Origin of the sequence: Pseudomonas sp. zfem002 (assembly GCF_032621685.1) — a bacterium.
GTDB lineage: Bacteria > Pseudomonadota > Gammaproteobacteria > Pseudomonadales > Pseudomonadaceae > Aquipseudomonas > Aquipseudomonas japonica.
Genome location: NZ_JAVYJH010000013.1, coordinates 102,350 through 125,115 on the forward strand (window position 1 = coordinate 102,350; position 22,766 = coordinate 125,115).

The 22,766-nt window shown below is 65.6% G+C and carries 21 protein-coding genes; 8 read left to right on the forward strand and 13 right to left on the reverse strand.

The window, feature by feature from the left end:
• Positions 1 to 86: 86 nt before the first annotated feature.
• From RTI28_RS16555 to RTI28_RS16565, 3 genes are read right to left on the reverse strand one after another with little or no spacing between them, the layout of a single operon-like run.
• Positions 87 to 239, reverse strand: coding sequence for a DUF2474 domain-containing protein (locus tag RTI28_RS16555; protein WP_316921453.1), 153 nt, complete (start codon positions 237 to 239; stop codon positions 87 to 89).
• A gap of 13 nt (positions 240 to 252) precedes the next feature.
• Positions 253 to 1,260 (reverse strand): cytochrome d ubiquinol oxidase subunit II, encoded by a 1,008-nt coding sequence (cydB, locus tag RTI28_RS16560; protein WP_316921454.1) that lies wholly within the window; start codon positions 1,258 to 1,260, stop codon positions 253 to 255.
• Between the two features lie 3 nt (positions 1,261 to 1,263).
• On the reverse strand, positions 1,264 to 2,703 hold the full coding sequence (locus RTI28_RS16565) for a cytochrome ubiquinol oxidase subunit I (RefSeq protein ID WP_316921455.1): 1,440 nt from the start codon (positions 2,701 to 2,703) through the stop codon (positions 1,264 to 1,266).
• Positions 2,704 to 3,079: 376 nt separating this feature from the next.
• Between RTI28_RS16565 and RTI28_RS16570 the strand changes: the two genes are divergently transcribed.
• The gene (locus RTI28_RS16570) at positions 3,080 to 4,309 is read left to right on the forward strand and encodes an MFS transporter (RefSeq protein WP_316921456.1); all 1,230 of its coding nucleotides are present in this window, start codon (positions 3,080 to 3,082) and stop codon (positions 4,307 to 4,309) included.
• A 150-nt stretch (positions 4,310 to 4,459) separates the two neighbouring features.
• Here the strand turns inward: RTI28_RS16570 and RTI28_RS16575 are convergent, their stop codons facing one another.
• The gene (locus RTI28_RS16575) at positions 4,460 to 5,011 is read right to left on the reverse strand and encodes a DJ-1 family glyoxalase III (protein ID WP_316921457.1); all 552 of its coding nucleotides are present in this window, start codon (positions 5,009 to 5,011) and stop codon (positions 4,460 to 4,462) included.
• Between the two features lie 216 nt (positions 5,012 to 5,227).
• On the opposite strand from RTI28_RS16575, the gene RTI28_RS16580 reads away from it, so the two are divergent.
• Both RTI28_RS16580 and trmA read left to right on the forward strand, forming a co-directional pair.
• Positions 5,228 to 6,523, forward strand: a complete 1,296-nt coding sequence (locus RTI28_RS16580) for an NCS2 family permease (protein WP_316921458.1) — start codon at positions 5,228 to 5,230, stop codon at positions 6,521 to 6,523.
• Positions 6,520 to 7,605 (forward strand): tRNA (uridine(54)-C5)-methyltransferase TrmA, encoded by a 1,086-nt coding sequence (gene trmA / locus RTI28_RS16585; protein ID WP_316921459.1) that lies wholly within the window; start codon positions 6,520 to 6,522, stop codon positions 7,603 to 7,605. The genes RTI28_RS16580 and trmA overlap by 4 nt, the downstream gene beginning before the upstream one ends.
• Before the next feature lie 190 nt (positions 7,606 to 7,795).
• Here the strand turns inward: trmA and RTI28_RS16590 are convergent, their stop codons facing one another.
• Positions 7,796 to 8,950 (reverse strand): alkaline phosphatase family protein, encoded by a 1,155-nt coding sequence (locus RTI28_RS16590; RefSeq protein ID WP_316921460.1) that lies wholly within the window; start codon positions 8,948 to 8,950, stop codon positions 7,796 to 7,798.
• 159 nt (positions 8,951 to 9,109) lie between these two features.
• On the opposite strand from RTI28_RS16590, the gene RTI28_RS16595 reads away from it, so the two are divergent.
• Entirely contained in the window at positions 9,110 to 9,970 is an 861-nt protein-coding gene (locus RTI28_RS16595; RefSeq protein ID WP_410479001.1) for a shikimate dehydrogenase, read from the forward strand.
• 152 nt (positions 9,971 to 10,122) lie between these two features.
• Here the strand turns inward: RTI28_RS16595 and RTI28_RS16600 are convergent, their stop codons facing one another.
• Both RTI28_RS16600 and quiC read right to left on the reverse strand, forming a co-directional pair.
• Positions 10,123 to 10,791 (reverse strand): TetR/AcrR family transcriptional regulator, encoded by a 669-nt coding sequence (locus RTI28_RS16600; RefSeq protein WP_316921461.1) that lies wholly within the window; start codon positions 10,789 to 10,791, stop codon positions 10,123 to 10,125.
• Between the two features lie 219 nt (positions 10,792 to 11,010).
• Positions 11,011 to 12,927: a 3-dehydroshikimate dehydratase QuiC gene (quiC, locus tag RTI28_RS16605; protein WP_316921462.1), complete on the reverse strand. Its 1,917-nt coding sequence runs from the start codon at positions 12,925 to 12,927 to the stop codon at positions 11,011 to 11,013.
• 290 nt (positions 12,928 to 13,217) lie between these two features.
• On the opposite strand from quiC, the gene RTI28_RS16610 reads away from it, so the two are divergent.
• On the forward strand, positions 13,218 to 14,558 hold the full coding sequence (locus tag RTI28_RS16610; protein WP_316921463.1) for an MFS transporter: 1,341 nt from the start codon (positions 13,218 to 13,220) through the stop codon (positions 14,556 to 14,558).
• A 57-nt stretch (positions 14,559 to 14,615) separates the two neighbouring features.
• Here RTI28_RS16610 and RTI28_RS16615 read toward each other — a convergent pair whose 3' ends face one another.
• The 3 genes from RTI28_RS16615 to RTI28_RS16625 all read right to left on the reverse strand — a co-directional run bounded on the left by RTI28_RS16615 (position 14,616) and on the right by RTI28_RS16625 (position 17,283).
• Complete coding sequence (locus RTI28_RS16615; protein WP_316921464.1) at positions 14,616 to 15,476, reverse strand: DMT family transporter; 861 nt, start codon at positions 15,474 to 15,476, stop codon at positions 14,616 to 14,618.
• 17 nt (positions 15,477 to 15,493) lie between these two features.
• Positions 15,494 to 16,309, reverse strand: coding sequence for a sugar phosphate isomerase/epimerase (locus tag RTI28_RS16620; RefSeq protein WP_316921465.1), 816 nt, complete (start codon positions 16,307 to 16,309; stop codon positions 15,494 to 15,496).
• Between the two features lie 197 nt (positions 16,310 to 16,506).
• The gene (locus RTI28_RS16625) at positions 16,507 to 17,283 is read right to left on the reverse strand and encodes an IclR family transcriptional regulator (protein WP_316921466.1); all 777 of its coding nucleotides are present in this window, start codon (positions 17,281 to 17,283) and stop codon (positions 16,507 to 16,509) included.
• 161 nt (positions 17,284 to 17,444) lie between these two features.
• Between RTI28_RS16625 and RTI28_RS16630 the strand changes: the two genes are divergently transcribed.
• Entirely contained in the window at positions 17,445 to 19,160 is a 1,716-nt protein-coding gene (locus RTI28_RS16630; RefSeq protein WP_316921467.1) for an FAD-dependent oxidoreductase, read from the forward strand.
• Here RTI28_RS16630 and RTI28_RS16635 read toward each other — a convergent pair whose 3' ends face one another.
• Positions 19,161 to 19,565: a VOC family protein gene (locus RTI28_RS16635; protein ID WP_316921468.1), complete on the reverse strand. Its 405-nt coding sequence runs from the start codon at positions 19,563 to 19,565 to the stop codon at positions 19,161 to 19,163.
• Between the two features lie 60 nt (positions 19,566 to 19,625).
• On the opposite strand from RTI28_RS16635, the gene RTI28_RS16640 reads away from it, so the two are divergent.
• A complete protein-coding gene (locus RTI28_RS16640; RefSeq protein WP_316921469.1) occupies positions 19,626 to 19,934 on the forward strand; it encodes a putative quinol monooxygenase in 309 nt (102 codons plus the stop codon).
• 116 nt (positions 19,935 to 20,050) lie between these two features.
• Here the strand turns inward: RTI28_RS16640 and pcaG are convergent, their stop codons facing one another.
• Positions 20,051 to 20,656, reverse strand: coding sequence for a protocatechuate 3,4-dioxygenase subunit alpha (gene pcaG / locus RTI28_RS16645; protein ID WP_316921470.1), 606 nt, complete (start codon positions 20,654 to 20,656; stop codon positions 20,051 to 20,053).
• Positions 20,657 to 20,667: 11 nt separating this feature from the next.
• A complete protein-coding gene (gene pcaH / locus RTI28_RS16650; RefSeq protein ID WP_316921471.1) occupies positions 20,668 to 21,387 on the reverse strand; it encodes a protocatechuate 3,4-dioxygenase subunit beta in 720 nt (239 codons plus the stop codon).
• 196 nt (positions 21,388 to 21,583) lie between these two features.
• On the opposite strand from pcaH, the gene RTI28_RS16655 reads away from it, so the two are divergent.
• Positions 21,584 to 22,459, forward strand: coding sequence for a neutral zinc metallopeptidase (locus RTI28_RS16655; protein WP_042124864.1), 876 nt, complete (start codon positions 21,584 to 21,586; stop codon positions 22,457 to 22,459).
• The last annotated feature ends 307 nt before the right edge of the window (positions 22,460 to 22,766 follow it).

Genomic DNA, 22,766 nt, shown 5'->3' on the forward strand with positions numbered 1-22,766 from the left:
GGCTTGCCTGCGATGGACCGCAAAGCGGTCCCAGACCTCACTGCTGTCTGGGACCGCTTTGCGGTCCATCGCAGGCAAGCCAGCTCCTACGTGCTTAGCCCCGCCGCACTCATGAACATCCGCATCAGCCACGCCAGCACCGCCAGGCTCGCCACGCTCAGCGTCCAGATCAGCGCCAGCCAGCCCAGCCGTTGCCACAGCGGCTTCTTCTCCGGTTCGAAGGTATCGTCGCCTTTCATGCGCTGAACCCTCCTAGTGATAACCATGTTCATGGGTCACCTTGCCGCGGAACACGTAGTAGCTCCAGAAGGTGTAGCCGAGGATGAACGGCAGGATGAACAGCGTGCCGACCAGCATGAAGCCCTGGCTCTGCGGCGGCGCGGCAGCGTCCCAGATCGAGATCGATGGCGGGATGATGTTCGGCCACAGGCTGATGCCCAGGCCGCTGTAGCCGAGGAAGATCAGCACCAGGGTGAGCAGGAACGGCGTGTAGTGGGCGTTGCGCTTCACCGCCTGGAGCAGGCCGTAGAAGGTCACCAGGACCAGCAGCGGCACCGGCATGAACCAGAGCAGGTTGGGCATGGTGAACCAGCGCTCGGCGATCTTCGGATAGGCCAGCGGCGTCCACAGGCTGACGATGCCGATCACCAGCAGCAATACCAGCGCCAGCGGCCGACCGAGGTTGTGCATCTGCTCCTGGAGCTTGCCTTCGGTCTTCATGATCAGCCAGGTGCAGCCGAGCAGCGCGTAGGCGACGATCAGGCCGAGGCCGCTGAAGATGCTGAAGGGCGTCAGCCAGTCGAGGGTGCCGCCGGCATACTGCCGATCGACCACCTTGAAGCCCTCGATGAAGGCACCCAGGGCCACGCCCTGGAAGAAGGTCGCGGTCAGCGAGCCCCAGATGAATGCCTTGTCCCACAGATGGCGCTTGTCGGCCTTGGCCTTGAAGCGGAACTCGAAGGCCACGCCACGGAAGATCAAGCCCACCAGCATCAGCATCAACGGCAGGTACAGCGCCGACAGCACCACCGAGTAGGCCAGCGGGAAGGCGCCGAACAATCCCGCCCCGCCCAGCACCAGCCAGGTCTCGTTACCGTCCCAGACCGGCGCCACGGTGTTCATCATCACATCGCGATCCTGCTCGCCCTTGATGAAGGGGAAGAGGATGCCGATGCCCAGGTCGAAACCGTCCATGACCACGTACATCATCACGCCGAAGATGATGATCACGGCCCAGATCAGCGCAAGATCGATTCCCATGGTTCAGTGTCCTTCTTTGGTCAGGCTGACGTCGCGGACGTCGTGATCGTCTTTCGCCGCCGACAGCGGCCGCGCCGGAGTACGGGGCTGGCCAGGGCCGCCGGGGTTGGTCTCGTTGCCTTCGCCGGTCTTCGGTCCCTTGCGCACCAGGCGCATCATGTAGCCCAGGCCCGCGCCGAACAGGGCGAAGTACACCACCACGAACATGACCAGGGTGAAACCGAGCTGCGCGTAGCTGTGGTTGGAGGCGCCATCGGCGGTGCGCATCAGGCCGTAGACCACCCACGGCTGACGGCCGACTTCGGTGGTGAACCAGCCGGCGAGGATCGCGATCAAGCCGGACGGCCCCATCCACAGGGTCAGGTAGAGGAACGGCCGCGAGCTGTACAGGGTGCCGCGCTTGCGCAGCCAGAGGCTCCACAGGCCGACGAAGATCATCAGCATGCCGAGCCCGACCATGATGCGGAACGACCAGAACACCACGGTGGAATTGGGCCGGTCCTCAGGCGGGAAGTCCTTCATCGCCGGCACTTGCTTGTCCAGGCTGTGGGTCAGGATCAGGCTGCCCAGGGCCGGGATCTCCAGCTTGAAGCGGGTGGTCTCGGCCTGCATGTCGGGAATGCCGAAGAGGATCAGCGGGGTCGGTTCGTCGCCGACGTTTTCCCAATGCCCCTCGATGGCGGCGATCTTCACCGGCTGGTGCTTGAGGGTGTTGAGGCCGTGAAAATCGCCGATCACCGCCTGGATCGGGGCGACGATCAGGGCCATCCACATGGCCATCGAGAGCATCTTGCGGATCGCCGGGTTGTCGCGCCCGCGCAGCAGGTGCCAGGCCGCCGAGGCGCCGACGAAGAAGGCGGTGGCGACGAAGGCGGCGGTGGCCATGTGCATCAGGCGGTAGGGGAACGACGGGTTGAAGATCACCGCCAGCCAGTCCACCGGAATCACCCGGCCATCGACGATCTCGAAGCCCTGGGGCGTCTGCATCCAGCTGTTGGAGGCGAGGATCCAGAAGGTCGAGACCAGCGTGCCGAGAGCCACCATCACCGTGGAGAAGAAATGCAGGCCACGGCCGACGCGATTCCAGCCGAAGAGCATGACGCCGAGGAAACCGGCCTCGAGGAAGAATGCGGTGAGCACCTCGTAGGTCAGCAGGGGCCCGGTCACCGCGCCGGCGAAGTCGGAGAAGCGGCTCCAGTTGGTGCCGAACTGGTAGGCCATGACCAGCCCGGAGACCACGCCCATGCCGAAGTTGACGGCGAAGATCTTCGACCAGAAGTGGTAGAGGTCGCGGTAGACCGCTTCGTTGGTTTTCAGCCAGAGGCCTTCGAGCACCGCCAGGTAGCTGGCGAGACCGATGGTGATGGCAGGGAACAGGATGTGAAAGGACACGGTGAACGCGAACTGCATTCGGGCGAGATCGAGGGCCTCTGATCCGAACATGGTGCTTCCTCTGTCAGGTAATCCGGCGTCAGGGTCCGTTGCCTTGACGCCAACTGCCCCCGTGGTGGTTGAGTGCAACCTGTTCGAATTGTTCTGAAAAATTTCCCACCCCAGGGATCGGCGGCCCGCAGGCCCGTCGTCGAGCGGATCGTTGCAGCGGCAACTATTGATCCAGGTCAATGACAGGGAGAAAGGATAGTCCCGAACCCTGCGCGCGGTTGTGTGGTTGATTGCCGCGTGACCGGTTGCCTCACCCTCTTTACGAAAATGTGAAACGGTGCGCTCAGCGAACGGCATCGGCGTTTCCTGCAACCTTTTGTTACAGCCAGGTGTTACGCTGCCACACCCCGTCCCCATGAAGACTGCGCCTTCGCCCATGTCCGCCACGGCTCCGTTGCTGCTTCGTCGTCACCGTCCCTTCCTGTCGTTCTGGCTGGCCCGGGTGTTCACCGCCAGCGGCTTCCAGATGCTCACCGTGGCCATCGGCTGGCACCTCTACCAGTTGACCGGCAATGTCCTCGACCTGGGTCTGGTCGGCCTGGTGGAGTTCGCCCCGCGGGTACTGTTCATGCTGCACACCGGGCATGTCGCCGACCGCTACGACCGGCGTCGCGTCGCCGCGCTGTGCCAGAGCCTGCAGGCGCTGATCGCCCTGGCGCTGGCGCTGGCCAGCAGCAGCGACTCGGTGACTCGCGAGCTGATCTTCATCCTCGCCTTCCTCCTCGGCGCCGCCCGTTCGTTCGAGATGCCGGCGACCCAGGCGCTGCTGCCCAACGTGGTGCCGCCGGAGCTGTTCCCGCGGGCGGTGGCGGCGTCGGCCTCGGCGATGCAGTCGGCGACCATCGTCGCCCCGGCCCTGGGCGGTTTTCTCTATGCCTTCGGCAGCGTCTGGGTGTACGGGCCGACGGTGTGCCTGTACCTCATCGCCTGCTGCCTGACCCTCAGCCTGACCTCACGGCAGACCCCGCTGGCCCAGGGCCGCGCCAGCATCGAATCGCTGCTGGCGGGGATCCGCTTCATCCGCAGCCGCCCGGATATCCTCGGGGCGATCTCCCTCGATCTGTTCGCCGTGCTGCTGGGTGGCGCCACCGCGTTGTTGCCGGTGTTCGCCAAGGACATCCTGCTCACCGGCCCCTGGGGCCTGGGCCTGCTGCGCTCGGCACCGGCGGTGGGGGCGTTGCTGATGTCGCTGTGGCTGGCGCGCTTCCCGGTGGAGCGCAAGGTCGGGCGGGTGATGTTCACCGCGGTCGGGGTGTTCGGCGTGGCGACCATCGCCTTCGGCCTGTCCACCTCGTTCTGGTTCTCCCTGGCGGTGCTGGCCGTGCTCGGCGCGGCCGACATGATCAGCATGGTGATCCGCGGCGCCTTCGTGCAACTGGAGACGCCGGACGAAATGCGCGGCCGGGTGAGTGCGGTGAACGGCTTGTTCATCGGTGCTTCGAACCAGCTGGGCGAGTTCGAGTCGGGGGTGACCGCGCACTGGTTCGGCACGGTGCCGGCGGTGGTGCTGGGGGGCGTCGGAACCCTGGTGGTGACCGGGGTGTGGATCAAGCTGTTTCCGACCCTGGCGGGGCGGGATCATATGCATAGCCGGCGCTCGACCTGACGACTCCGCGTCCCACTGTAGGAGCGTGGCTTGCCCGCGAAGGACCGCGCAGCGGCCCCTGATCTGGTCGCCTATGGGCCTGCGTTGCAGGCCTTCGCGGTGGTTCGTCACACGACAAGCCACGCTCCTAAGAGGGGGATCTACGTGGCATCAGCAACCGAGCAAGTGCGCCACCTGCCCCCGCATCACCTTCCCTTCCAGCAGCTCCACCAGGGCCAGGGCGAACGGGATCGCCGCCGCCGAATGCTGCGCCGTGATGCAGTTGCCATCCACCACCACCGCCTGATCGACGAAGCTGCACCCGGACAGGTGCTGGCTGACATCGTTGTGGCAGGTCATGCGCCGCTGACGCAGCAGCCCCCAGGCCTGCAGCACCAGCGCCGGCGACTCGCCGATCGCCGCGTAATACTGCCCGGCCTTGACCTGCTCCTGCATGCGCTGCTCCAAAGCCGGGCTCGCGGCCAGGCGCCGTGCGCCGTTTTCGCCCCCGGGCAGGACGATCAGGTCGAACGACTGCGCCAGCACGTCCACCAGCATGGCGTCGGCGGTCAGCCGGGTGCCACGGGCACAGGTGAGCATCCGCCGCGTCTCGACACTCGCCAGCAGTACCTCCACCGCCGATTGGCGCAGCACATCGACGAGGGTCACGGTCTGCAGGTCATCGACGCCTTCGGCGACGGCGATCAGGGCTCTCTGGGTCATGATGAACTCCTTCCGGGCGTGTCCATCCAGCGTAGATCACCGGGCCTACGGCGAACGATCGGCGGGCGGTTGGACGCATTACCCTCTGCCAGCCATGCTGGTATGATGCGCGGCTTTTTTCCGGCCCGGTCGAAAAAAACGTCAAGGCGGTACGCTTTGTGCTTTCCTGACCGGACCGACAACTTTAGGCGCCCATCGCGCCACGGGGAGCAGGACATGCTGGAACGGCTGTTTCAACTGAAAGCACACAATACGAATGTGCGTACCGAGATCCTGGCGGGCGTCACCACGTTCCTGGCCATGGCCTACATTCTCTTCGTCAACCCGAGCATCCTCGGCGAGACCGGCATGGACAAGGGCGCGGTGTTCGTCGCCACCTGCCTGGCCGCGGCCATCGGCTCCACGATCATGGGCATCATCGCCAACTACCCGATCGCCCTGGCGCCGGGCATGGGCCTGAACGCCTTCTTCACCTACACCGTGGTCCTGCACATGGGTCACACCTGGCAGGTGGCGCTGGGCGCGGTATTCATCTCCGCGGTGCTGTTCTTCCTGCTGTCGATCTTCCGCATCCGCGAGTGGATCGTGAACAGCATCCCGCTGCCGCTGCGCTCGGCGATCGCCGCCGGTATCGGTCTGTTCCTCGCACTGATCGCCCTGCATAACGCGGGTATCGTCGTCGATAACCCGGCCACCCTGGTGGGCCTGGGCGACCTCAAGCAGCCCGCGCCGATCCTCGCCACCCTGGGCTTCTTCCTGATCGTCGCCCTGGAGGCGCTGAAAGTGCGCGGCGCGGTGCTGATCGGCATCCTCGCCGTGACCGTGGTGTCCATCGTCTTCGGCGTCACCCAGTTCGGCGGCGTGGTGTCGATGCCGCCATCGCTGGCACCGACCTTCCTGCAACTGGACATCAAGGGCGCGCTGGACATCGGCCTGGTCAGCGTGATCTTCGCCTTCCTCTTCGTCGACCTGTTCGACAACTCCGGCACCCTGATCGGGGTAGCCAAGCGTGCCGGCCTGATGGGCAAGGACGGCCACATGCCGAAGATGGGCCGCGCCCTGATCGCCGACAGTACCGCGGCCATGGCCGGGTCCCTGCTGGGCACCTCGACCACCACCAGCTACATCGAGTCGGCGGCGGGCGTCAGTGCCGGCGGCCGTACCGGCCTGACCGCCATCGTCGTCGCCATCCTGTTCCTCCTGGCGCTGTTCTTCGCCCCGCTGGCCGGCAGCGTACCGGCCTTCGCCACCGCGCCGGCGCTGCTGTTCGTCGCCGTGCTGATGGCCTCGGGCCTGGCGGAAATCAACTGGGATGACATCACCGAAGCCGCGCCGGTGGTGATCACCGCCCTGGCGATGCCGCTGACCTACTCCATCGCCAACGGCATCGCCTTCGGCTTCATCTCCTGGACCGCGATCAAGCTGATCTCCGGCCGCGGCCGCGACCTGAACTCGGCCCTGGTGATCCTGTCCATCCTGTTCGTCATCAAGCTGGGCTGGTTCAACGCATGAGTGCTGTCTTCGACCCTTCCACCTACGACCAGCAGCTCGCCGCCAAGGTCGAGCGCCTGCGCGAGTTGCTGGCACCGTTCGCTGCGCCGCAACCGGCGGTGTTCGATTCGCCGCGCGAGCACTACCGCCTGCGCGCCGAGTTCCGCCTGTGGCGCGAGGGCGGCCAGCGGCATTACGCGATGTTCGCGCCGGGCGAGAAACACACGCCGATCCTGATCGAGGACTTCCCCATCGCCAGCCAGCAGATCAACGATCTGATGCCGCGCATGAAAAGCGCCTGGCAGGCCAGCGAAGCCCTGAGCAACAAGCTGTTCCAGGTGGAGTTCCTCACTACCCTGGCCGGCGACGCGATGATCACCCTGTGCTATCACCGGCCGCTGGACGAGGCCTGGGAAGTGGCGGCGCAGCAACTGGCCGGCGAACTGGGCGTGAGCATCATCGGCCGCTCCAAGGGCAAGCGCCTGGTGATCGGCCGTGACTACGCGGTGGAAGCGTTGCAGGTGGCGGGACGCGAATTCCGCTACCGCCAGCCGGAAGGCGCCTTCACCCAGCCCAACGGCCAGGTGAACCAGAAGATGCTGGGCTGGGCCTACGAAGCGCTGGGCCAGCGCGAGGACGATCTGCTGGAGCTGTACTGCGGCAACGGCAACTTCACCCTGCCGCTGGCGACCCGGGTGCGCAAGGTACTGGCCACCGAGATCAGCAAGACCTCGGTGAATGCCGCCCTGCACAACCTCGATGACAATGCGGTGGATAACGTCAGGCTGGTGCGCCTGTCGGCCGAGGAACTGACCGAAGCGCTGAACGAGGTGCGGCCGTTCCGTCGCCTGGAAGGCATCGACCTGAAGAGCTACGACTTCGGCAGCGTCTTCGTCGACCCGCCGCGTGCCGGCATGGACCCGGACACCTGCGAGCTGACCCGGCGCTTCGACAACATCCTGTACATCTCCTGCAATCCGGAAACGCTGGCGGCGAACATCGCACAGTTGCACGACACGCACCGGATCGAGCGCTGTGCGTTGTTCGATCAGTTCCCCTATACCCACCATATGGAGAGTGGGGTGCTGCTGGTTCGGCGCTGATTGCCACCCCGCCGCCCCGCGCGTAGGAGCGTGGCTTGTCGTGTGACGAACCACCGCGAAAGGACCGTGCAACGGTCCCAATTCGGTGATGTTTCGGGGGACCGCTGCGCGGTCCTTTCGCAGGCAAGCCAGCTCCTACAAGTTCCTTCGCGGGCAAGCCACGCTCCTACGAGACAAACGTCCCAAAGACTCATGCCATCAACAACGGCACCACCTGATCCGCATCGGTCAACGCCCCATGGTGCCCCAGCCAGCGACTCGCCGCCGGCTCCACCTCGCTGCGAATGATCCCCCCGCCGCCATTCGGCACCACGATCAGGTCGCCGATCCGCGCCTCCGCCTGGCTCAGCATCACATCGCCGAACAACCCGCCGGCAATGGCGTCCGCCTTGCTCAGCACCGTGTAGCCATCCCCCAGGCGATCGCGCCAGCGTTCCTGGGTGCGGTCCAGCCGCGCGGCATCGACATAGACATGCCGTGCGCGGATATCCCCCGCCACCGCCAGTACCCCATCCTGCAGCGCCGGCTCGCGGTCGAAATCCACCACCGCGTCGGCATCCAGCCCGAGCATGCCGTGGTCGGCGGTCACCAGCAGCCGCGCGCCCGCGGGGAGCTGCTGGAAGATCGACTCGGCCAGGCGATCGGCGACGCGCAGTTGCGCCAGCCAGGCTTCCGAGCCCGGACCGAACAGATGCCCGGCGAAATCCAGGTCGGCGAAATAGGCGAAGCACAGCGCCGGCGCATTCACCTCCAGGGCCTGGCGCACCAGTTGCGGATAGGCGTAGTACGACGGCGCGCCGAGGATCTGCGAGCCCTTGTAGATGGCCCGGGTGTAGGCGGATTCGGCATAGCGCGCCGGCATCACCGTGCTGATCCGCAGTCCCTGCTCGGTGGCTTGCTCCCAGGCGGTCTGCGGCACGATGAACTGCTCCGGCGTCGGCACCTCGGCGAAGGCTCGTTGCGCGACGAAGGGCGCGCAGCTCCAGGTCAGCGGGGAAAACTCGCTGTCGGCATCCAGGGCGAAGCTGCAGCCGACGATGCCGTGGGCACCACTGCCCAGGCCCGAGGCCAGGGCCGCCAGGCTCGAGGCCGTGGTCGCGGGAAAACCGACCCGAAACACGCCGTCCGGACGCATCAGCCCGGCGAGGAACGGCGCGTCGTCGCGGTACTCGCGGAGCAACTCGTGGCCCAGGCCGTCGATCAGCAGCAGGCAGGTCGCCCGCGCGGGCGCCAGGCCGAACGCATTGCGAAAGCCCACCGCACCGAGTGCGCAAAGCATCGAATGCGTCAGGTTGGCCAGCCCCGGCCAGGTCTGATGCTGGGTGACGTCCAACTTCACTGACATTGGCATTGCTCCTCCGTGGTCGAGCCACAAGGTGTAGCACGACCCTGTGCGATCAGCGAACACTAAACGCTGGCGCCGATTGATTCCTGTTAACCAGACGGTACATTTTATCGGAACACTCCTTTTCCAATCGCCAAGAACAACAACGGAGTCTTACCGATGAATCTGGCCAAACCGCCCGGCATTCTCGCCGGCCTGATCGGCGCGGGCATCCAGGCCTCGCGCACCCCCGCGCTGCACGAACACGAAGGCGCCGCCCAGGGCCTGACCTACCTGTACCGGCTGATCGACCTCGACCAGCTCAAGCTCGACAGCAGCGCCCTCGAAGAGCTGCTGACCGCCGCCCAGTACATGGGTTTCACTGGCCTGAACATCACCTTCCCGTGCAAGCAGGCGATCCTCCCGCTGCTCGACGAGCTGTCGCCGGAAGCCCGCGGCATCGGGGCGGTGAATACCGTGGTGCTGAAGAACGGCCGGCGCATCGGCCACAACACCGACTGCCTGGGTTTTGCCGAAGGTTTTCGTCGCGGCCTGCCGGACGTTTCCCGCCAGCATGTAGTGCAGATGGGCGCCGGTGGTGCCGGCGCAGCGGTGGCCCATGCCCTGCTCAGCGAGGGTGTGCAACGGCTGAGCGTGTTCGATGTGGAAGTCGCGCGGGCCCAGGCCCTTGTGGATAACCTCAACCAGCATTTCCCGGGGACCCGGGCCAGGGTCGGTCACGATCTGCAAAGCACCATGGCGCAGGCGTGCGGCCTGGTGAACACGACGCCGATGGGGATGGCCAAGCTGCCCGGCATGCCGGTCCCGAAAACCCTGCTGCGGGCCGAACTGTGGGTCGCGGAGATCGTCTACTTCCCGCTGGAAACCGAGTTGCTGCGCGAAGCCCGCGCCCTCGGCTGTCGCACCCTGAATGGCGCCACCATGGCGGTGTACCAGGCGGTCAAGGCGTTCGAACTGTTCAGTGGCGTGGCGCCCGATCCACAGCGCATGACCGAGCATTTCCAGCGCCTGGGCAACTGAGCGGGACGTGGGSCGCGGGGCAATCCCGCGGCGTACCAGGCGGTCAAGGCGTTCGAACTGTTCAGTGGCGTGGCGCCCGATCCACAGCGCATGACCGAGCATTTCCAGCGCCTGGGCAACKCCGCGGGGCMAATCCCGCGGCGCACCGGTGATCAGGCCTGCAGGTAGCGCAGCACCGACTCGCAGATCATTTCCTTGTGCCGGGCCTTGACGACCGGGTTCTCGAAATCGACCTGGAAGATCTCGCCGAAGGTATGCCGGTTGGATACCCGATAGAAGCAGAACGAACTGATCAGCAAGTGGACGTCGAGGGCCTCGAGGCCCGTGCGGAACACCCCCTCGCTGGCGCCACGCCGCAGCACCTCGTCCAGCGCCTGCAGGACCGTCTTGTTCATCGAGCGGATCGCCGAGGACTGCTTCACGTACTCGCCGTGGTGCATGTTCTCGTTGCAGACGATGCGCACGAAATCGACGTTGCGGTCGTGGTGGTCGAAGGTGAACTCGATCAGCCGGCGAATCCCCAGACGCGGCTCCAGTTCGGCCAGGTGCAGGTTGCTCTCGGTATTGCGGATATCGCCGTAGAGCTTCTCCAGCACCTCGACGTACAACTGCTCCTTGCTGTTGAAGTAGTAGTAGATCATCCGCTTGGAGGTCTGGGTGCGCTCGGCGATCGCATCGACCCGGGCGCCCGCCAGGCCTTGCTGGACGAACTCGCTGATCGCCGCCTGGAGGATGTTCTCGCGGGTCTTTTCCGGGTTGTTCTTGCGGCCTTTGCGCGGCGCAGTTTCGGCTGGCGCGGAAGGTGCGATGTTCGTGGTCATACGGAGCTCGTGGCCTTCGATTTATCCGCCCGATTATGGGGCGCCTGTGCATCAGAAGAAAGCCTTGTGGGGATGAGGATATTTCCAATATCTATGTAGTCCTTGAGGACCTCATCGCTGGCAACGCCAGCTCCCACAGGGTTCGGCGGTGCACGCAGACCTTGTGGGAGCTGGCCGGGCGGCGTTCCGCTTGCCAGCGAGAGACCCTCAAGACCACCCTCAGAGCTTGGCGTGACGCATCCCGCCGCTGCGCGCCTTGGCCATCGCCGCCAGGCGCACCGCCACGTTCGCCGCGCCATACCCGGCATAGCCGTTGCGCCGCTGGATCACCTCGAAGAAGAAGCGCTCCTCAAAGGGCTCGGTGTACACATGGAACAGCTCACCACCGTTGCCATCGCGGTCATACAGCACGTTGTAGTAGGCCAGCTCGCTGAGGAACTCGTCGTCGAAATCGAAGCGCGCCGCGAGGTCGTCGTAGTAGTTCAGCGGAATGTCCAGCAACGCCACCCCGGCCTCCTTCGCCCGCTTCACGGCGCTGAAAATGTCCTCGCAGTCGAAGGCGATGTGGTGCACACCGGAACCCCGGTAGTTGGACAGGGCATGGGAGATCGCCGTATTGCGGTTTTCCGAGATGTTCAGCGGCAGGCGAATGCTGCTGCACTGGCTGCGCAGCGCGCGGCTCTTGACCAGGCCATAAGGGTCCGGCAACACCACCTCGTCATCGGCCTCGAAATTCAGCACGCTCTTGTAGAACAGCACCCAGCTGTCCAGGCCATCCGCCGGCAGGGCCATGGCCATGTGGTCGATGCGGGTCAGGCCGATGCCGCTCGCCGGTTGCCTGATGCTGACACTGAAGTCGGTGTCGTAGATGGTGCGGCCATCGACACCCTGGTCCACCAGGTAGATCAGGCTGCCATCCGGCGCGCGCACCGCCGCCAGCTCGCGTTCGTTGGGCCCGACCAGGCCGCGATAGGGCTGGCCGTGATAGGCCACGGCACGCGCCAGGGCCTGGGCGCTATCCTTGACCCGCACGGCGGTGGCACACAGCGACGGACCATGGCTGTCGAAGAAGTTGTGGGCGAAGGAATACGGCTCGGCATTGAGGATCAGGTTGATGTCGCCCTGGCGCAGCAGGCTGACGTTCTTCGAACGGTGCTGGCCAACCTGGGTGAAACCGAGGCCCTGCAGCCAGCCGCCGAGCTTGGCGCCGAGAGCATCGTCGACGGCGAATTCGAGGAATTCGATGCCGTCATAGGCGTTGGCTGGCGGCGGGCTGAACAGCAGTTCTGTCTCTGTCGCCACCGCCGGCGCAGTCTGCGCCAGGCGCTCGCGGGTCTTCTCTTCCAGGTACAGCAGCGAGCGCAGGCCGTCGGCGGCATTGGCCCGGGGCGGCGCGGCGCGGAAGCCGTCGTTGAAGATTTCCAGGGACAACGGGCCGCGATAGCCGGCCTGCAGGATCGGCGCGAGGAAACCCGCCAGGTCGAACTCGCCCTGCCCCGGGAAGCAGCGGAAATGCCGGCTCCACTCCAGCACATCCATGGCCAGGATCGGCGCGTCGGCCATCTGCACGAAGAAGATCTTGTCCCCCGGCACCTGGGCGATGCCGCTGGGGTCACCCTTGATCGAGTAGGTATGGAAGCTGTCGAGGATCATCCCCAGCGCCGGGTGGTCGGCCGCGCGGACGATGTCCCAGACCTGCTGCCACTGGTTCACATGCCGGCCCCATGCCAGGGCCTCGTAGCCGATGCGCAGGTTACGCGCGCCAGCGCGTTCGGCCAGCAGGCCGAGGTCGTCGATCAGTATCTGGCGCTCGCCCAGGGCGTCGGCGGCGACGTTGCTGCAGACCAGCACCAGATCGGTGCCCAGTTCCTGCATCAGGTCGAACTTGCGTTCGGCCCGATCGAGGTTGCGCGCCAGGCGTTCACGGCGGCAGCCTTCGAAGTCGCGGAATGGCTGGAACAGGGTGATGGCCAGGCCCAGGTCGGCGCAGCGCTGGCGGATTTCGCGGGGGCTGCCGTCGTAGTAGAGCAGGTCGTTTTCAAAGATCTCGACGCCGTCGAAACCCGCGGCGGCTATGGCTTCGAGCTTTTCCGGCAGGGTGCCGCTCAGGGACACGGTGGCAATCGAACGCTGCATCTTCAGTCTCCTACGGGCAGGCAGTGCCCAAACTGAGAAGAATTATTGGCCGGGGTGGAAACCAGCTCAAGAAAAAGGTACGAACCGGTTAGTTTTGTGTGCGATTATCGCCCGAAATGCGTTGTGACGAATTGACCCTTTTTTGAGCAGTGCGCACCATTTCAAACCATGAAGCAGGGATTCATCGGCCATCGAACCCGGTCGATCCTGCCAACCAGGCCCATGCAATGCCGTTTTCCTGCGTCACCCAAGGCTCGACCCATAAACATAAAAAATACGGGTAACCCACGATGATCCACAGCCCCAGCAATCCCGTCGCTCAGCCGCTGAGCAGTACCCCGCACGCCGGCATCGGCGACAAGATCCGTGGCGCCATGGCCGTCGGCAAGACCCGCTGGGTCATGCTCGCCCTGGTGTTCTTCGCCACCACCCTGAACTACATCGACCGTGCCGCCCTCGGCGTCATGCAGCCGATCCTGGCCAAGGAAATGAGCTGGACGGCGATGGACTACGCCAATATCAACTTCTGGTTCCAGGTCGGCTACGCCATCGGCTTCGTCCTCCAGGGCCGGCTGATCGACCGGGTCGGCGTGAAGAAAGTGTTCTTCTGCGCGGTACTGCTCTGGAGCCTGGCCACCGGCGCCCACGGCCTGGCCACCTCGGCGGTCGGCTTCATGGTCTGCCGCTTCATCCTCGGCCTGACCGAAGCGGCCAACTACCCCGCCTGCGTCAAGACCACCCGCCTGTGGTTCCCGGCCGGTGAACGCGCGGTCGCCACCGGCATCTTCAACGCCGGCACCAACGTCGGCGCCATGTTCACCCCGATGCTGCTGCCGCTGATCCTCACCGTGTGGGGCTGGCAGGCCGCCTTCATGGCCATGGGCGCCCTGGGCCTGGTATGGGTCGCGTTCTGGGGCCTGAAGTACTTCAACCCAGAAGACCACCCGCGCGTCACCGACGCCGAGCGCGCCTACGTGATGGGCGAGGTCGAGCCCGAGCAGAAAGGCGTGCCGTTCTCGCGGATCCTGCGCATGCGCGGCACCTGGGCCTTCGCCCTGGCCTACTCGATCACCGCGCCGGTGTTCTGGTTCTACCTGTACTGGCTGCCACCGTTCCTCAACCAGCAATACAGCCTGGGCATCAGCGTGACACAGATGGGTATCCCGCTGATCGTCATCTACCTCAGCGCCGACTTCGGCAGCGTCGGCGGCGGCATCCTCTCCTCGTTCCTCATCGGTCGCGGCGTGGCCCCGGTCAAGGCGCGGCTGATGTCCATGGCCCTGTTCGCCGCCACCATCGTCGGCGTCATCTTCGCCGCCGGCGCCAGCAGCCTGTGGGTCGCGGTACTGGCGATCTCCCTGGCGATCGCCGCGCACCAGGCCTGGACCGCCAACATCTGGAGCCTGGTGATGGACTACACGCCCAAGCACATGATGAGCACCGTGTTCGGCTTCGGCGGCATGTGCGCGGCCATCGGCGGCATGTTCATGACCCAGATCGTCGGCTACGTGCTGACCACCACCAACAACAACTACACCGTGCTGTTCACCATGATCCCGGCGATGTACTTCATCGCCCTGACCTGGATGTACTTCATGGCGCCGCGCAAGGTCCCGAAAATCGAAGACTGATCGCCATGGCGTGACCCGCGCGGGGCCTGTTCCGAAAGGACAGGCCCCGCGTGCGTTTCAGCCGCGCCGCTGCAGCCAGGCCGCGGCCAGCCCGCTGAGACAGATCACGCTGATGCCGATCACGCCCCAGGTATCCGGGCGCTGGCCGAACAGCACGATGCCCATCAACCCGGCAAAGACGATCTGGCTGTAGCTGAACGGCGCCAGCACCGCCGGCGGCGCATAGCGGAAGGCCTGGGTCAGGAACAGGTGGGCGACCATACCGAGGCTGCCGAGGGCCAGGGTCATCAGGCCATGCTCCAGGCTCGGCACGGTCCAGAAGAACGGCACTAGGGTACTCATCACCAGGGTGTTGAACACGCCGGTGAAGAAGTTGCTCACGGTGGGGCTGTCCACATCGCTGAGCTTGCGGGTCAGCAGTTGATAGAAGCAGAAGCAGGTGGCCGAGCCGAGCGGCAGCAACACCGCCGGGGTGAACAGGGCGCCGCCGGGATGCACGATCACCAGCACGCCGAGGAAGCTGGCGATCACCGCCAGACATTGGCCACGGGTCACCCGCTCCTTGAGCAGCGGCACCGACAGCGCCGTCACCAGCAGCGGCGCGAGGAAATTCACCGCCGTCGCCTCGGCCAGCGGCAGGTACTGCAGGGCCTTGGTGAACAGCAGGCTGCACGCGAGCAGGCACAGCGCCCGCGCCGCCTGCAGGCCGGGCCGGCGGGTGCGCAAGCCGCGCAGGCCGGCCCGGGGCAGGAAGATGCCGAGCATCAGCAGGGTGTGCGCCAGATAACGCGCCCACACCACCCAGACAATCGGATAGAACCCCGACAGGTATTTCGACAGTGCGTCGTGGCTGGAAAACAGGAAGGTCGCGGCAACGACCAGCAGGATGCCTTTGAACGGCTGACTGACTGGGGGCATGGGACGGCTCGGCGCGGTCAGAGGTGGCTGAGGACGTCGCGGGTCTTTTCCAGCGCCCACTGCGCGCGTTGCAGCGCGGGCACGCCCTGTTCCAGCAACTGCCGGGTGGGGATTTCCAGACTCAGCGGGATATCCGGCGACACGGCGCCCAGCAGGCCGTGCAGATCGCAGTCGCCGTCACCGGGAAAGCGCCGCTCGTTGCGTGCCTGGCGCAGGATCTCGGCCATGTCGTGCGGACGCGGGCCGGCGACATCGCACAGTTGCAGGTAGCGCAGGCGTGACGCCGGGACCTGGCGCAGGTCGTCGAGGCGCGAGGCGGAGCGGTCGAAGTGGAAGGCGTCGACCAACACGCAGCCGTTGTCGCGGTTGGCGGCGGTGACGATCTCCAGTGCCTGGGTGAGGTTCTTCGCGTCGGTCCAGGGCATGAATTCAAGGTGGGGGTGAATGCCGTAGCGGGCGGCCAGGTCGCAGAGGGCGGCGAAGTTCTCGGTCATCCGCGCCGGGTCCGGATCGTTGCCGGCCACCAGCAGCTCCGTGGCGCCGAACGCCGCGCCCACCGCCAGCAGCGGGTCGAAGTCGGCGACCCGGGTGTCCGGCTTGAGCCGCAGGATCTCGATGTCCAGCACCTTGATCCCGGTATCGCGCAGGCGCGCGGCGGTCTGCTGGCGCAGGGCGGCATCACGGACCAGGGGAAAGTGGTGTTCTTCCGGGGTGGCCGGTTCCAGGCGCAGGCCGACATGGCTGTAGCCGGCGCGGGCGGCGACCTCGACCATTTCCGGGGGGGATAGCTCGAGGACGGTGAGGGCGGCCAGGGACAGGGTTCGTTGGCTCATGGGGAGTGGGTTCTCTTTTTTCGACTCCATTTATTTAGAACCAAGTTCCATTTTTTATGCAACCCCCTGTAGGAGCTGGCTTGCCTGCGAAAGGACCGTGCAACGGTCCCGGACCTCACCGCTAGCGGGGACCGCTTTGCGGTCCTTTCGCAGGCAAGCCAGCTCCTACGGGCCCAAATGCAGCGAAGGGAAGGAGGTCAGATGAACAACTCGGAAGCCGGACTCGCCGCCGCCAGCTCCCGCACCGTCTCCAGCAGCAACGGCGCCAGCTCGTGCATCCGCGCCTCGCTCATCCGTGCGGTCGGTCCGGCGATGCTCACCACCCCCAGCGCATGCCCGTCCTGCGGATCGGCGATCACCGCGGCCAGCGCCGACATGCCCACCGCCGAACTCTCCACCACCCAGGCATAGCCATGCTCGCGGGCGATCCGCAGGCGCTCCAGCAACTCGGCGTTGGACTTCGGCGCATTCGGCCCGAAGGCTTCGGCCGGCCCCACACCCTGGCGCTCCACCAGCAGCAGGGCCTGGGCATCGCTCACGCTGGCCAGCCAGGCATGCCCCGAGGCGCTGTAGAACAGCGGTGCATCACGGCCCATGTCGGGGTCGTACTTGAGCCCGGAACGCGCGCCCTGGGACTTGGCGATCCAGGTCTGGCGCTCGCCGTCGATCACCCCGAGGCGCACCAGCTCGCCACTCTGCCGCGCCAGCTCGTCAAGGATCGGCTGGACGATATCCGCGCCACTGTTGCCCAGGTAGCGAAAGCCCATGGCCACCAGCCGGGTACTCAGCAGGTAGCGGCTGTTCTCCGGGTTCTGCCGCACGTAACCCAGGCGGATCAGCTCGGCGAGCATGCGGTGGGTCGCGCTTTTCGGAATATCCAACTGCTCGGAAAGGGTCTGCATCGGCAGCCCGCGAGGCTCGCTGGTGAGGCTTTCGATAAGGCTGAACGCGCGTTCGATCTGACTGCCGGCCATGGTCATGGTCCCTGGAAATGTTGGCGAATTCTAAAGAGCGCCGGGCAAAGCGCAAACCACTGTTCGATCTTCGCCCAACTTCGCTGGCGGCTGCTTGGCACCTGCAACACGATCACGGATTATGGAATCAAGTTCCAAAAACACCACTACGAGGATTTTCCATGACCGCCCTTCCCTCCCCTGCCCGCACGGCGGACTGCGATGTTCTGGTGATCGGTTCCGGCGCCGCCGGCCTCAGCGCCGCGGTCACCGCGGCCTGGCATGGCCAGAAGGTCATCGTGGTGGAGAAGGACCCGGTGTTCGGCGGCGCCACCGCCTGGTCCGGCGGCTGGGCCTGGGTGCCGTGCAATCCGCTGGCGCGCCGCGCCGGCATCATCGAGGACCGCTCGGCACCACGCACCTACCTGGAACACGAACTGGGCGAGCGCTTCGACGCGCCGCTGATCGACGCCTTTCTCGACGCCGCACCGCACATGGTCAGCTTCTTCGAAACCCACACCGCGCTGCAGTTCGCCGATGGCAACGGCATCGCCGATATCCATGGCGACAGCCCCGGCGCCGGCACCGGCGGCCGTTCGGTGATCGCCGCGCCCTACGATGCCCGGCACACCGGCAAGCTGCTCAAGCGCCTGCGCCGGACCATGCGCGAAACCGCGTTCTGGGGCATGCCGATCATGGCCGGCCAGGACCTCGGCGCCTTCCTCAGCCTGACCCGCTCCTGGCGTTCGCTGCTGCATGTCGCCCGGCGTGTCGGCCGCCACCTGCTCGGCCTCGCCAGCCATGGCCGCGCCCTGCATCTGGTCAATGGCGTGGCCCTGGTGGCGCGCCTGGCCAAATCCGCCGAAGACCTCGGCGTGCTGCTCTGGGAATCGGCGCCGGCCCGTCGCCTGCTGCAGCAAGACGGCAAGGTCAGCGGCGCGGTGGTGCAGACCGCCAGCGGCGAAGTGACGATCAACGCCCGCGCCGTGGTCCTGGCGGCAGGCGGCTTCCCCAACGATATCGAGCGGCGCAAGGCACTGTTCCCGCGCACCCCGACCGGCCATGAACACCTCGCCCTGCCACCCCTCGCCGCCAATGGCGACGGCCTGCGCCTAGGCGAAAGCGTCGGTGGCCGGGTCGCCGACGACCTGCACAGCCCGGTGGCCTGGGCGCCGGTGTCGAAGGTGCCGTATGCCGACGGCAGCAGCGGACATTTCCCGCATATCATCGAGCGCGGCAAGCCAGGGATCATCGGCGTGCTGAGCAACGGCCAGCGCTTCGTCAACGAGGCCGATGGCTACTACGACTACGTCAGTGCCATGGTCGCCGCCGCCCCGGGCGAGAAGGTCGAGTCCTGGCTGATCTGCGACCACCGCTTCCAGCGCCGCTACGGCCTCGGCATCGCCCGGCCGTTTCCGCTGCCGACCTCGTCACTGGTGCGCCGCGGCTATCTGAAGCGCGCCGCCAGCCTGCACGAGCTGGCCAACCAGTGCGGCATCGACGCCCGCGCGCTGGTCGATACGGTCAGCGAGTACAACCGCCACGCCCGCCACGGCGAGGACCCGCAGTTCGGTCGCGGGCGCACCCTGTACAACCGCAAACAGGGCGATGCCCTGCACGGGCCGAATCCGTGCGTGGCGCCCATCGAGCACGGGCCGTTCTACGCGGTGAAGGTCGAACCGGGCTGCTTCGGCACCTTCGCCGGACTGCGCACCAACCCGCACGCGCAGGTGCTGGATGCCGCTCAGCGACCGATCGAGGGCCTGTACGCCGCGGGTTGCGACATGGCCAGCATCATGGGCGGGCACTATCCGGCGGGCGGTATCAACCTTGGTCCGGCGCTGACCTTCGGCTATATCGCCGCGCGCCATATCGCCGGGGTCACGGCCTACGAATGATCAGTTGAAGCGCTGCCCGGAAATCGCCGGGTGATAGATCGGCTGGACCTTGTTCCCCGCGGGGTCCAGCAGGTGGAAGCTCCAGGTCCCGTCGCCATGGGCGAACGGCGTGTCCAGCAGGGTCACCCCGCATTCCTTCAGGTAGGCATGCCAGGCGTGCAGTTCGTCGACGCTGTCGACCACGAAGCCGTAGTGATCCACCGCCTGCGCGCCGCTGCTGGGCGCGAAGGCGCGGCCCAGGGACAGGTTGTCGTTGCCGCAGGTCAGGTAGACCAGGTCTTCGTTGGCGCGGTGCAGCACCTCCATGCCCAGCACATCCACGTAGAAGCGTTCGCAGACTTCGAGATTGGGCACCAGGATCGCGAGATGACGCAGGCCGTTGAGACGGCTGGGACGGACAGGCATGGCTTCGGCTCCATTTTTGTATACAATTTTTCGCAAATATAAGACAAAAAGGAGTTCGACGTGTACAGCCTTCTACTCAAGACCCAGCTCAAGCCTGGCAGCCTGGCGCAGTTCATGGACGCCATGCGGGTCAATGCCGCCCATTCCGTGCGCGATGAGCCGGGGTGCCTGGTGTTCGATGTGATCCGCGATCACAGTGATCCGGATCTGGTCTGGTTGTATGAAGTGTATGAGAGCGAGGCGGCGTTCGAGGCGCATATGCTGACCCCGCATTTCCTCGCCAGCCGGCCGCTGGTGGAGCCGCTGATCGTCAGTCAGGGGGTGATCGAGGGGGAGGTGCTGGCCTTCAATGGCAAGCGGGGTAACTAATACTGGGACCGCGTTGCGGTCCTTCGCGAGCAAGCTCCCACAGGAATAAGGGAACCTTGTGGGAGCGAGCTTGCTCGCGAAGGCCTGCAAAGCAGGCCCGACACTGGCAACACAGATCAGAAATCGAAGAACACCGTCTCCCCGTCCCCCTGAATCCGGATATCGAAGCGATACGCCGTCTTCCCGTCCCGCTCGCAACGGGTCGCCACCAGGGTCTCGCGGCGCTGCGGCTGCTCGATCAGGTTGAGCACCGGGTCCTTGGCATTCGCCTCGGCCTCGTCGTCGAAATAGATCCGCGTCTGCAGGTGGATATTGATCCCCCGGGCGAACAGGCTGATGTTGATGTGCGGCGCCATCGGCACGCCGGCTGCGTTGTTCACCACGCCCGGCTTGACGGTCTGCATGGTCCACTCGCCGGCATCGAAGGTGGTCGCGGTCCGGCCGAAACCGTTGAAGGCGTTTTCCAGGTTGTAGTCGGTCTGGTAGTCACCGTTGTGGTCGGCCTGCCAGAACTCGATGAACGAGTCGCGCACCAGATGGCCGTTGCCGTCATAGACAGTGCCGAACACCAGGATGTGCTCGCCCGGCGCATCGGCGCGGGCCATCTGGCTCCAGATTTCCTCGGTGCGGGTCGGGTTGCCGGCGGCCTCCAGGGCCAGGCCGATGTGGACGTAGGGGCCGGCGGTCTGCGAAGGGGTTTCCGGCAGCAGTTCGATTGGCATGACGGTGCTCCTCAGCGGTTTTCGAAGTGGGTCGCGCGCTGGCCGCGCAGGACGATGTCGAAGCGGTACGCCAGGCAGTCCATCGGGTTGGCGTTGCTCATGTCCAGCCGGGCGATCAGCAGATCGACGGCGGCCGGGTTGGCGATGCTCTTGACGATCGGGCACAGCGGGATCAGCGGATCGCCCTCGAAGTACAGCTGGGTGATCAGGCGCGTGGCGATCGACGGACCGCTGATGGAGACGTGGATATGCGCCGGACGCCAGTCGTTCGGCCCGTTGCGCCATGGGTACGGACCCGGCTTGATGGTGCGGAAGCTGTAGCGGCCTTCGCTGTCGGTCAGGGTACGGCCGACGCCGCCGAAGTTGGGGTCCAGCGGTGCCAGGTAGCGGTCGTTCTTGTGCCGGTAGCGGCCACCGGCGTTGGCCTGCCACATCTCCACCAGGGTATTGGCAATCGGCTTGCCGTACTGATCGAAGACTCGACCGGTGACCAGGATGCGCTCACCCACCGGCAGGCCGCCGTTGTTGAAGTTGAGCAGCAGGTCGTTGTCGTGTTCGCCGAAACGCAGGTGGGAAAAGTCCGGACCGGTGCTTTCGCTGATCGACTGCGGAACGCTCACCAGGGCCTGGCGCGGCGAGCGGGCGATGGACGTCTTGTAGTCCGGGGTGAAGGCTTTCGGATGCCAGTTTCGATCACGGATAACGAAGCGACTGTTGTCTGTGGCAGACATGTCGTGCTCCTGTTCTTGGAGTTATGGAGAGCCCGATCAGGACGGGCGGGTGGTGCGGCAAAGTGTCCCCCGCGACGGCCCCGGCGAACACTGAATTGTCCGCCATCACACATAACCATATGGTTATGTGTAACCGCTTATCTCAGTGGTGGGCTACCCTTTAGGACGATGACACCACCCTCGTGGAGAAACTCCCATGCAATGGCGAAAAGGCAGGCGCAGCGACAACGTGGTCGATGCCCGGGGCGAGAGTCCGGGCGGCGGGATGCGCATGGGCGGTGGCAAGGGCCTGACCCTCGGCGCGGTGGTGCTGATCGTCGGCATCGGCCTGCTCACCGGCCAGGATCCGCTGCAGATCCTCGGCCAACTGGCCGGGCAGATGGAGCAAGGCGCACCGACGCAGACCCAGCCACGCCCGGCGGCGAATGACGAAGGCAGTCAGTTCGTCGCCAGCATCCTGGGCGATACCGAGGACACCTGGCGGGCGATCTTCGCCCAGGCCAACCAGCAATACAAAGACCCGAAGCTGGTGCTGTTCAGCGGCCAGGTCAATTCCGCCTGCGGCTTCGCCACCTCGGCCACCGGCCCGTTCTATTGTCCGGCGGACCAGCAGGTGTACCTGGACATGAGTTTCTTCCGCGAAATGGAACAGCGCTTCGCCGCTGCCGGCGACTTCGCCCAGGCCTATGTGATTGCCCATGAAGTCGGGCATCACGTGCAGACCCTGCTGGGCATCTCGGCCAAGGTCAACGAGGCCCGGCGCAGCGGGCAGAAGGTCGAGGGCGCGAGCGGCCTGCTGGTGCGCCAGGAACTGCAGGCCGACTGCTTCGCCGGGGTCTGGGCCTACCAGGCGCAGCAGCGCCACGACTGGCTGGAGCCGGGGGATGTCGAGGAGGCCCTGAATGCCGCCAACGCCATCGGCGACGACCGCCTGCAGCAGCAGGGCCAGGGCCGCGTGGTGCCGGACTCCTTCACCCATGGCACCTCGGCGCAGCGGGTGCGCTGGTTCAAGGCGGGGTTCGACAAGGGCGATGTGAAGCAGTGCGATACCTTCAAAGCGCAGAGCCTGTAGAAGCGCGGCGACCCTCTCAGGCCCCGCGATTTGCGGGGCTTGTCACATCTTGTTGAGTATTTCTGTCGGATTTATTGAAAAAGCGTTTCAGCTCAGGCCGTTGTCGCCGATAAAGCCTGCTCAACGCCCGCTGGCCCCCAAGAAAAAGAACACATCAGCGACCGCCGATCACACCTTTTTCCTGGAGGGACCCCATGAACAGTTGGTTCGCCAACCTCAGCGTCAACCGCAAACTCGGGCTGGGCTTCGGCCTGGTCCTGGCACTCACCGGACTGCTCGCCCTGGCCGGCTGGAGCAGCCTCGGCAG

Bases quoted from the DNA above. Each gene is read 5' to 3' on its own strand.
- RTI28_RS16555 (WP_316921453.1), bottom strand. From the start codon at position 239: ATGAAAGGCGACGATACCTTCGAACCGGAGAAGAAGCCGCTGTGGCAA.
- cydB (WP_316921454.1), bottom strand. From the start codon at position 1,260: ATGGGAATCGATCTTGCGCTGATCTGGGCCGTGATCATCATCTTCGGC.
- RTI28_RS16565 (WP_316921455.1), bottom strand. From the start codon at position 2,703: ATGTTCGGATCAGAGGCCCTCGATCTCGCCCGAATGCAGTTCGCGTTC.
- RTI28_RS16570 (WP_316921456.1), top strand. From the start codon at position 3,080: ATGTCCGCCACGGCTCCGTTGCTGCTTCGTCGTCACCGTCCCTTCCTG.
- RTI28_RS16575 (WP_316921457.1), bottom strand. From the start codon at position 5,011: ATGACCCAGAGAGCCCTGATCGCCGTCGCCGAAGGCGTCGATGACCTG.
- RTI28_RS16580 (WP_316921458.1), top strand. From the start codon at position 5,228: ATGCTGGAACGGCTGTTTCAACTGAAAGCACACAATACGAATGTGCGT.
- trmA (WP_316921459.1), top strand. From the start codon at position 6,520: ATGAGTGCTGTCTTCGACCCTTCCACCTACGACCAGCAGCTCGCCGCC.
- RTI28_RS16590 (WP_316921460.1), bottom strand. From the start codon at position 8,950: ATGTCAGTGAAGTTGGACGTCACCCAGCATCAGACCTGGCCGGGGCTG.
- RTI28_RS16595 (WP_410479001.1), top strand. From the start codon at position 9,110: ATGAATCTGGCCAAACCGCCCGGCATTCTCGCCGGCCTGATCGGCGCG.
- RTI28_RS16600 (WP_316921461.1), bottom strand. From the start codon at position 10,791: ATGACCACGAACATCGCACCTTCCGCGCCAGCCGAAACTGCGCCGCGC.
- quiC (WP_316921462.1), bottom strand. From the start codon at position 12,927: ATGCAGCGTTCGATTGCCACCGTGTCCCTGAGCGGCACCCTGCCGGAA.
- RTI28_RS16610 (WP_316921463.1), top strand. From the start codon at position 13,218: ATGATCCACAGCCCCAGCAATCCCGTCGCTCAGCCGCTGAGCAGTACC.
- RTI28_RS16615 (WP_316921464.1), bottom strand. From the start codon at position 15,476: ATGCCCCCAGTCAGTCAGCCGTTCAAAGGCATCCTGCTGGTCGTTGCC.
- RTI28_RS16620 (WP_316921465.1), bottom strand. From the start codon at position 16,309: ATGAGCCAACGAACCCTGTCCCTGGCCGCCCTCACCGTCCTCGAGCTA.
- RTI28_RS16625 (WP_316921466.1), bottom strand. From the start codon at position 17,283: ATGGCCGGCAGTCAGATCGAACGCGCGTTCAGCCTTATCGAAAGCCTC.
- RTI28_RS16630 (WP_316921467.1), top strand. From the start codon at position 17,445: ATGACCGCCCTTCCCTCCCCTGCCCGCACGGCGGACTGCGATGTTCTG.
- RTI28_RS16635 (WP_316921468.1), bottom strand. From the start codon at position 19,565: ATGCCTGTCCGTCCCAGCCGTCTCAACGGCCTGCGTCATCTCGCGATC.
- pcaG (WP_316921470.1), bottom strand. From the start codon at position 20,656: ATGCCAATCGAACTGCTGCCGGAAACCCCTTCGCAGACCGCCGGCCCC.
- pcaH (WP_316921471.1), bottom strand. From the start codon at position 21,387: ATGTCTGCCACAGACAACAGTCGCTTCGTTATCCGTGATCGAAACTGG.
- RTI28_RS16655 (WP_042124864.1), top strand. From the start codon at position 21,584: ATGCAATGGCGAAAAGGCAGGCGCAGCGACAACGTGGTCGATGCCCGG.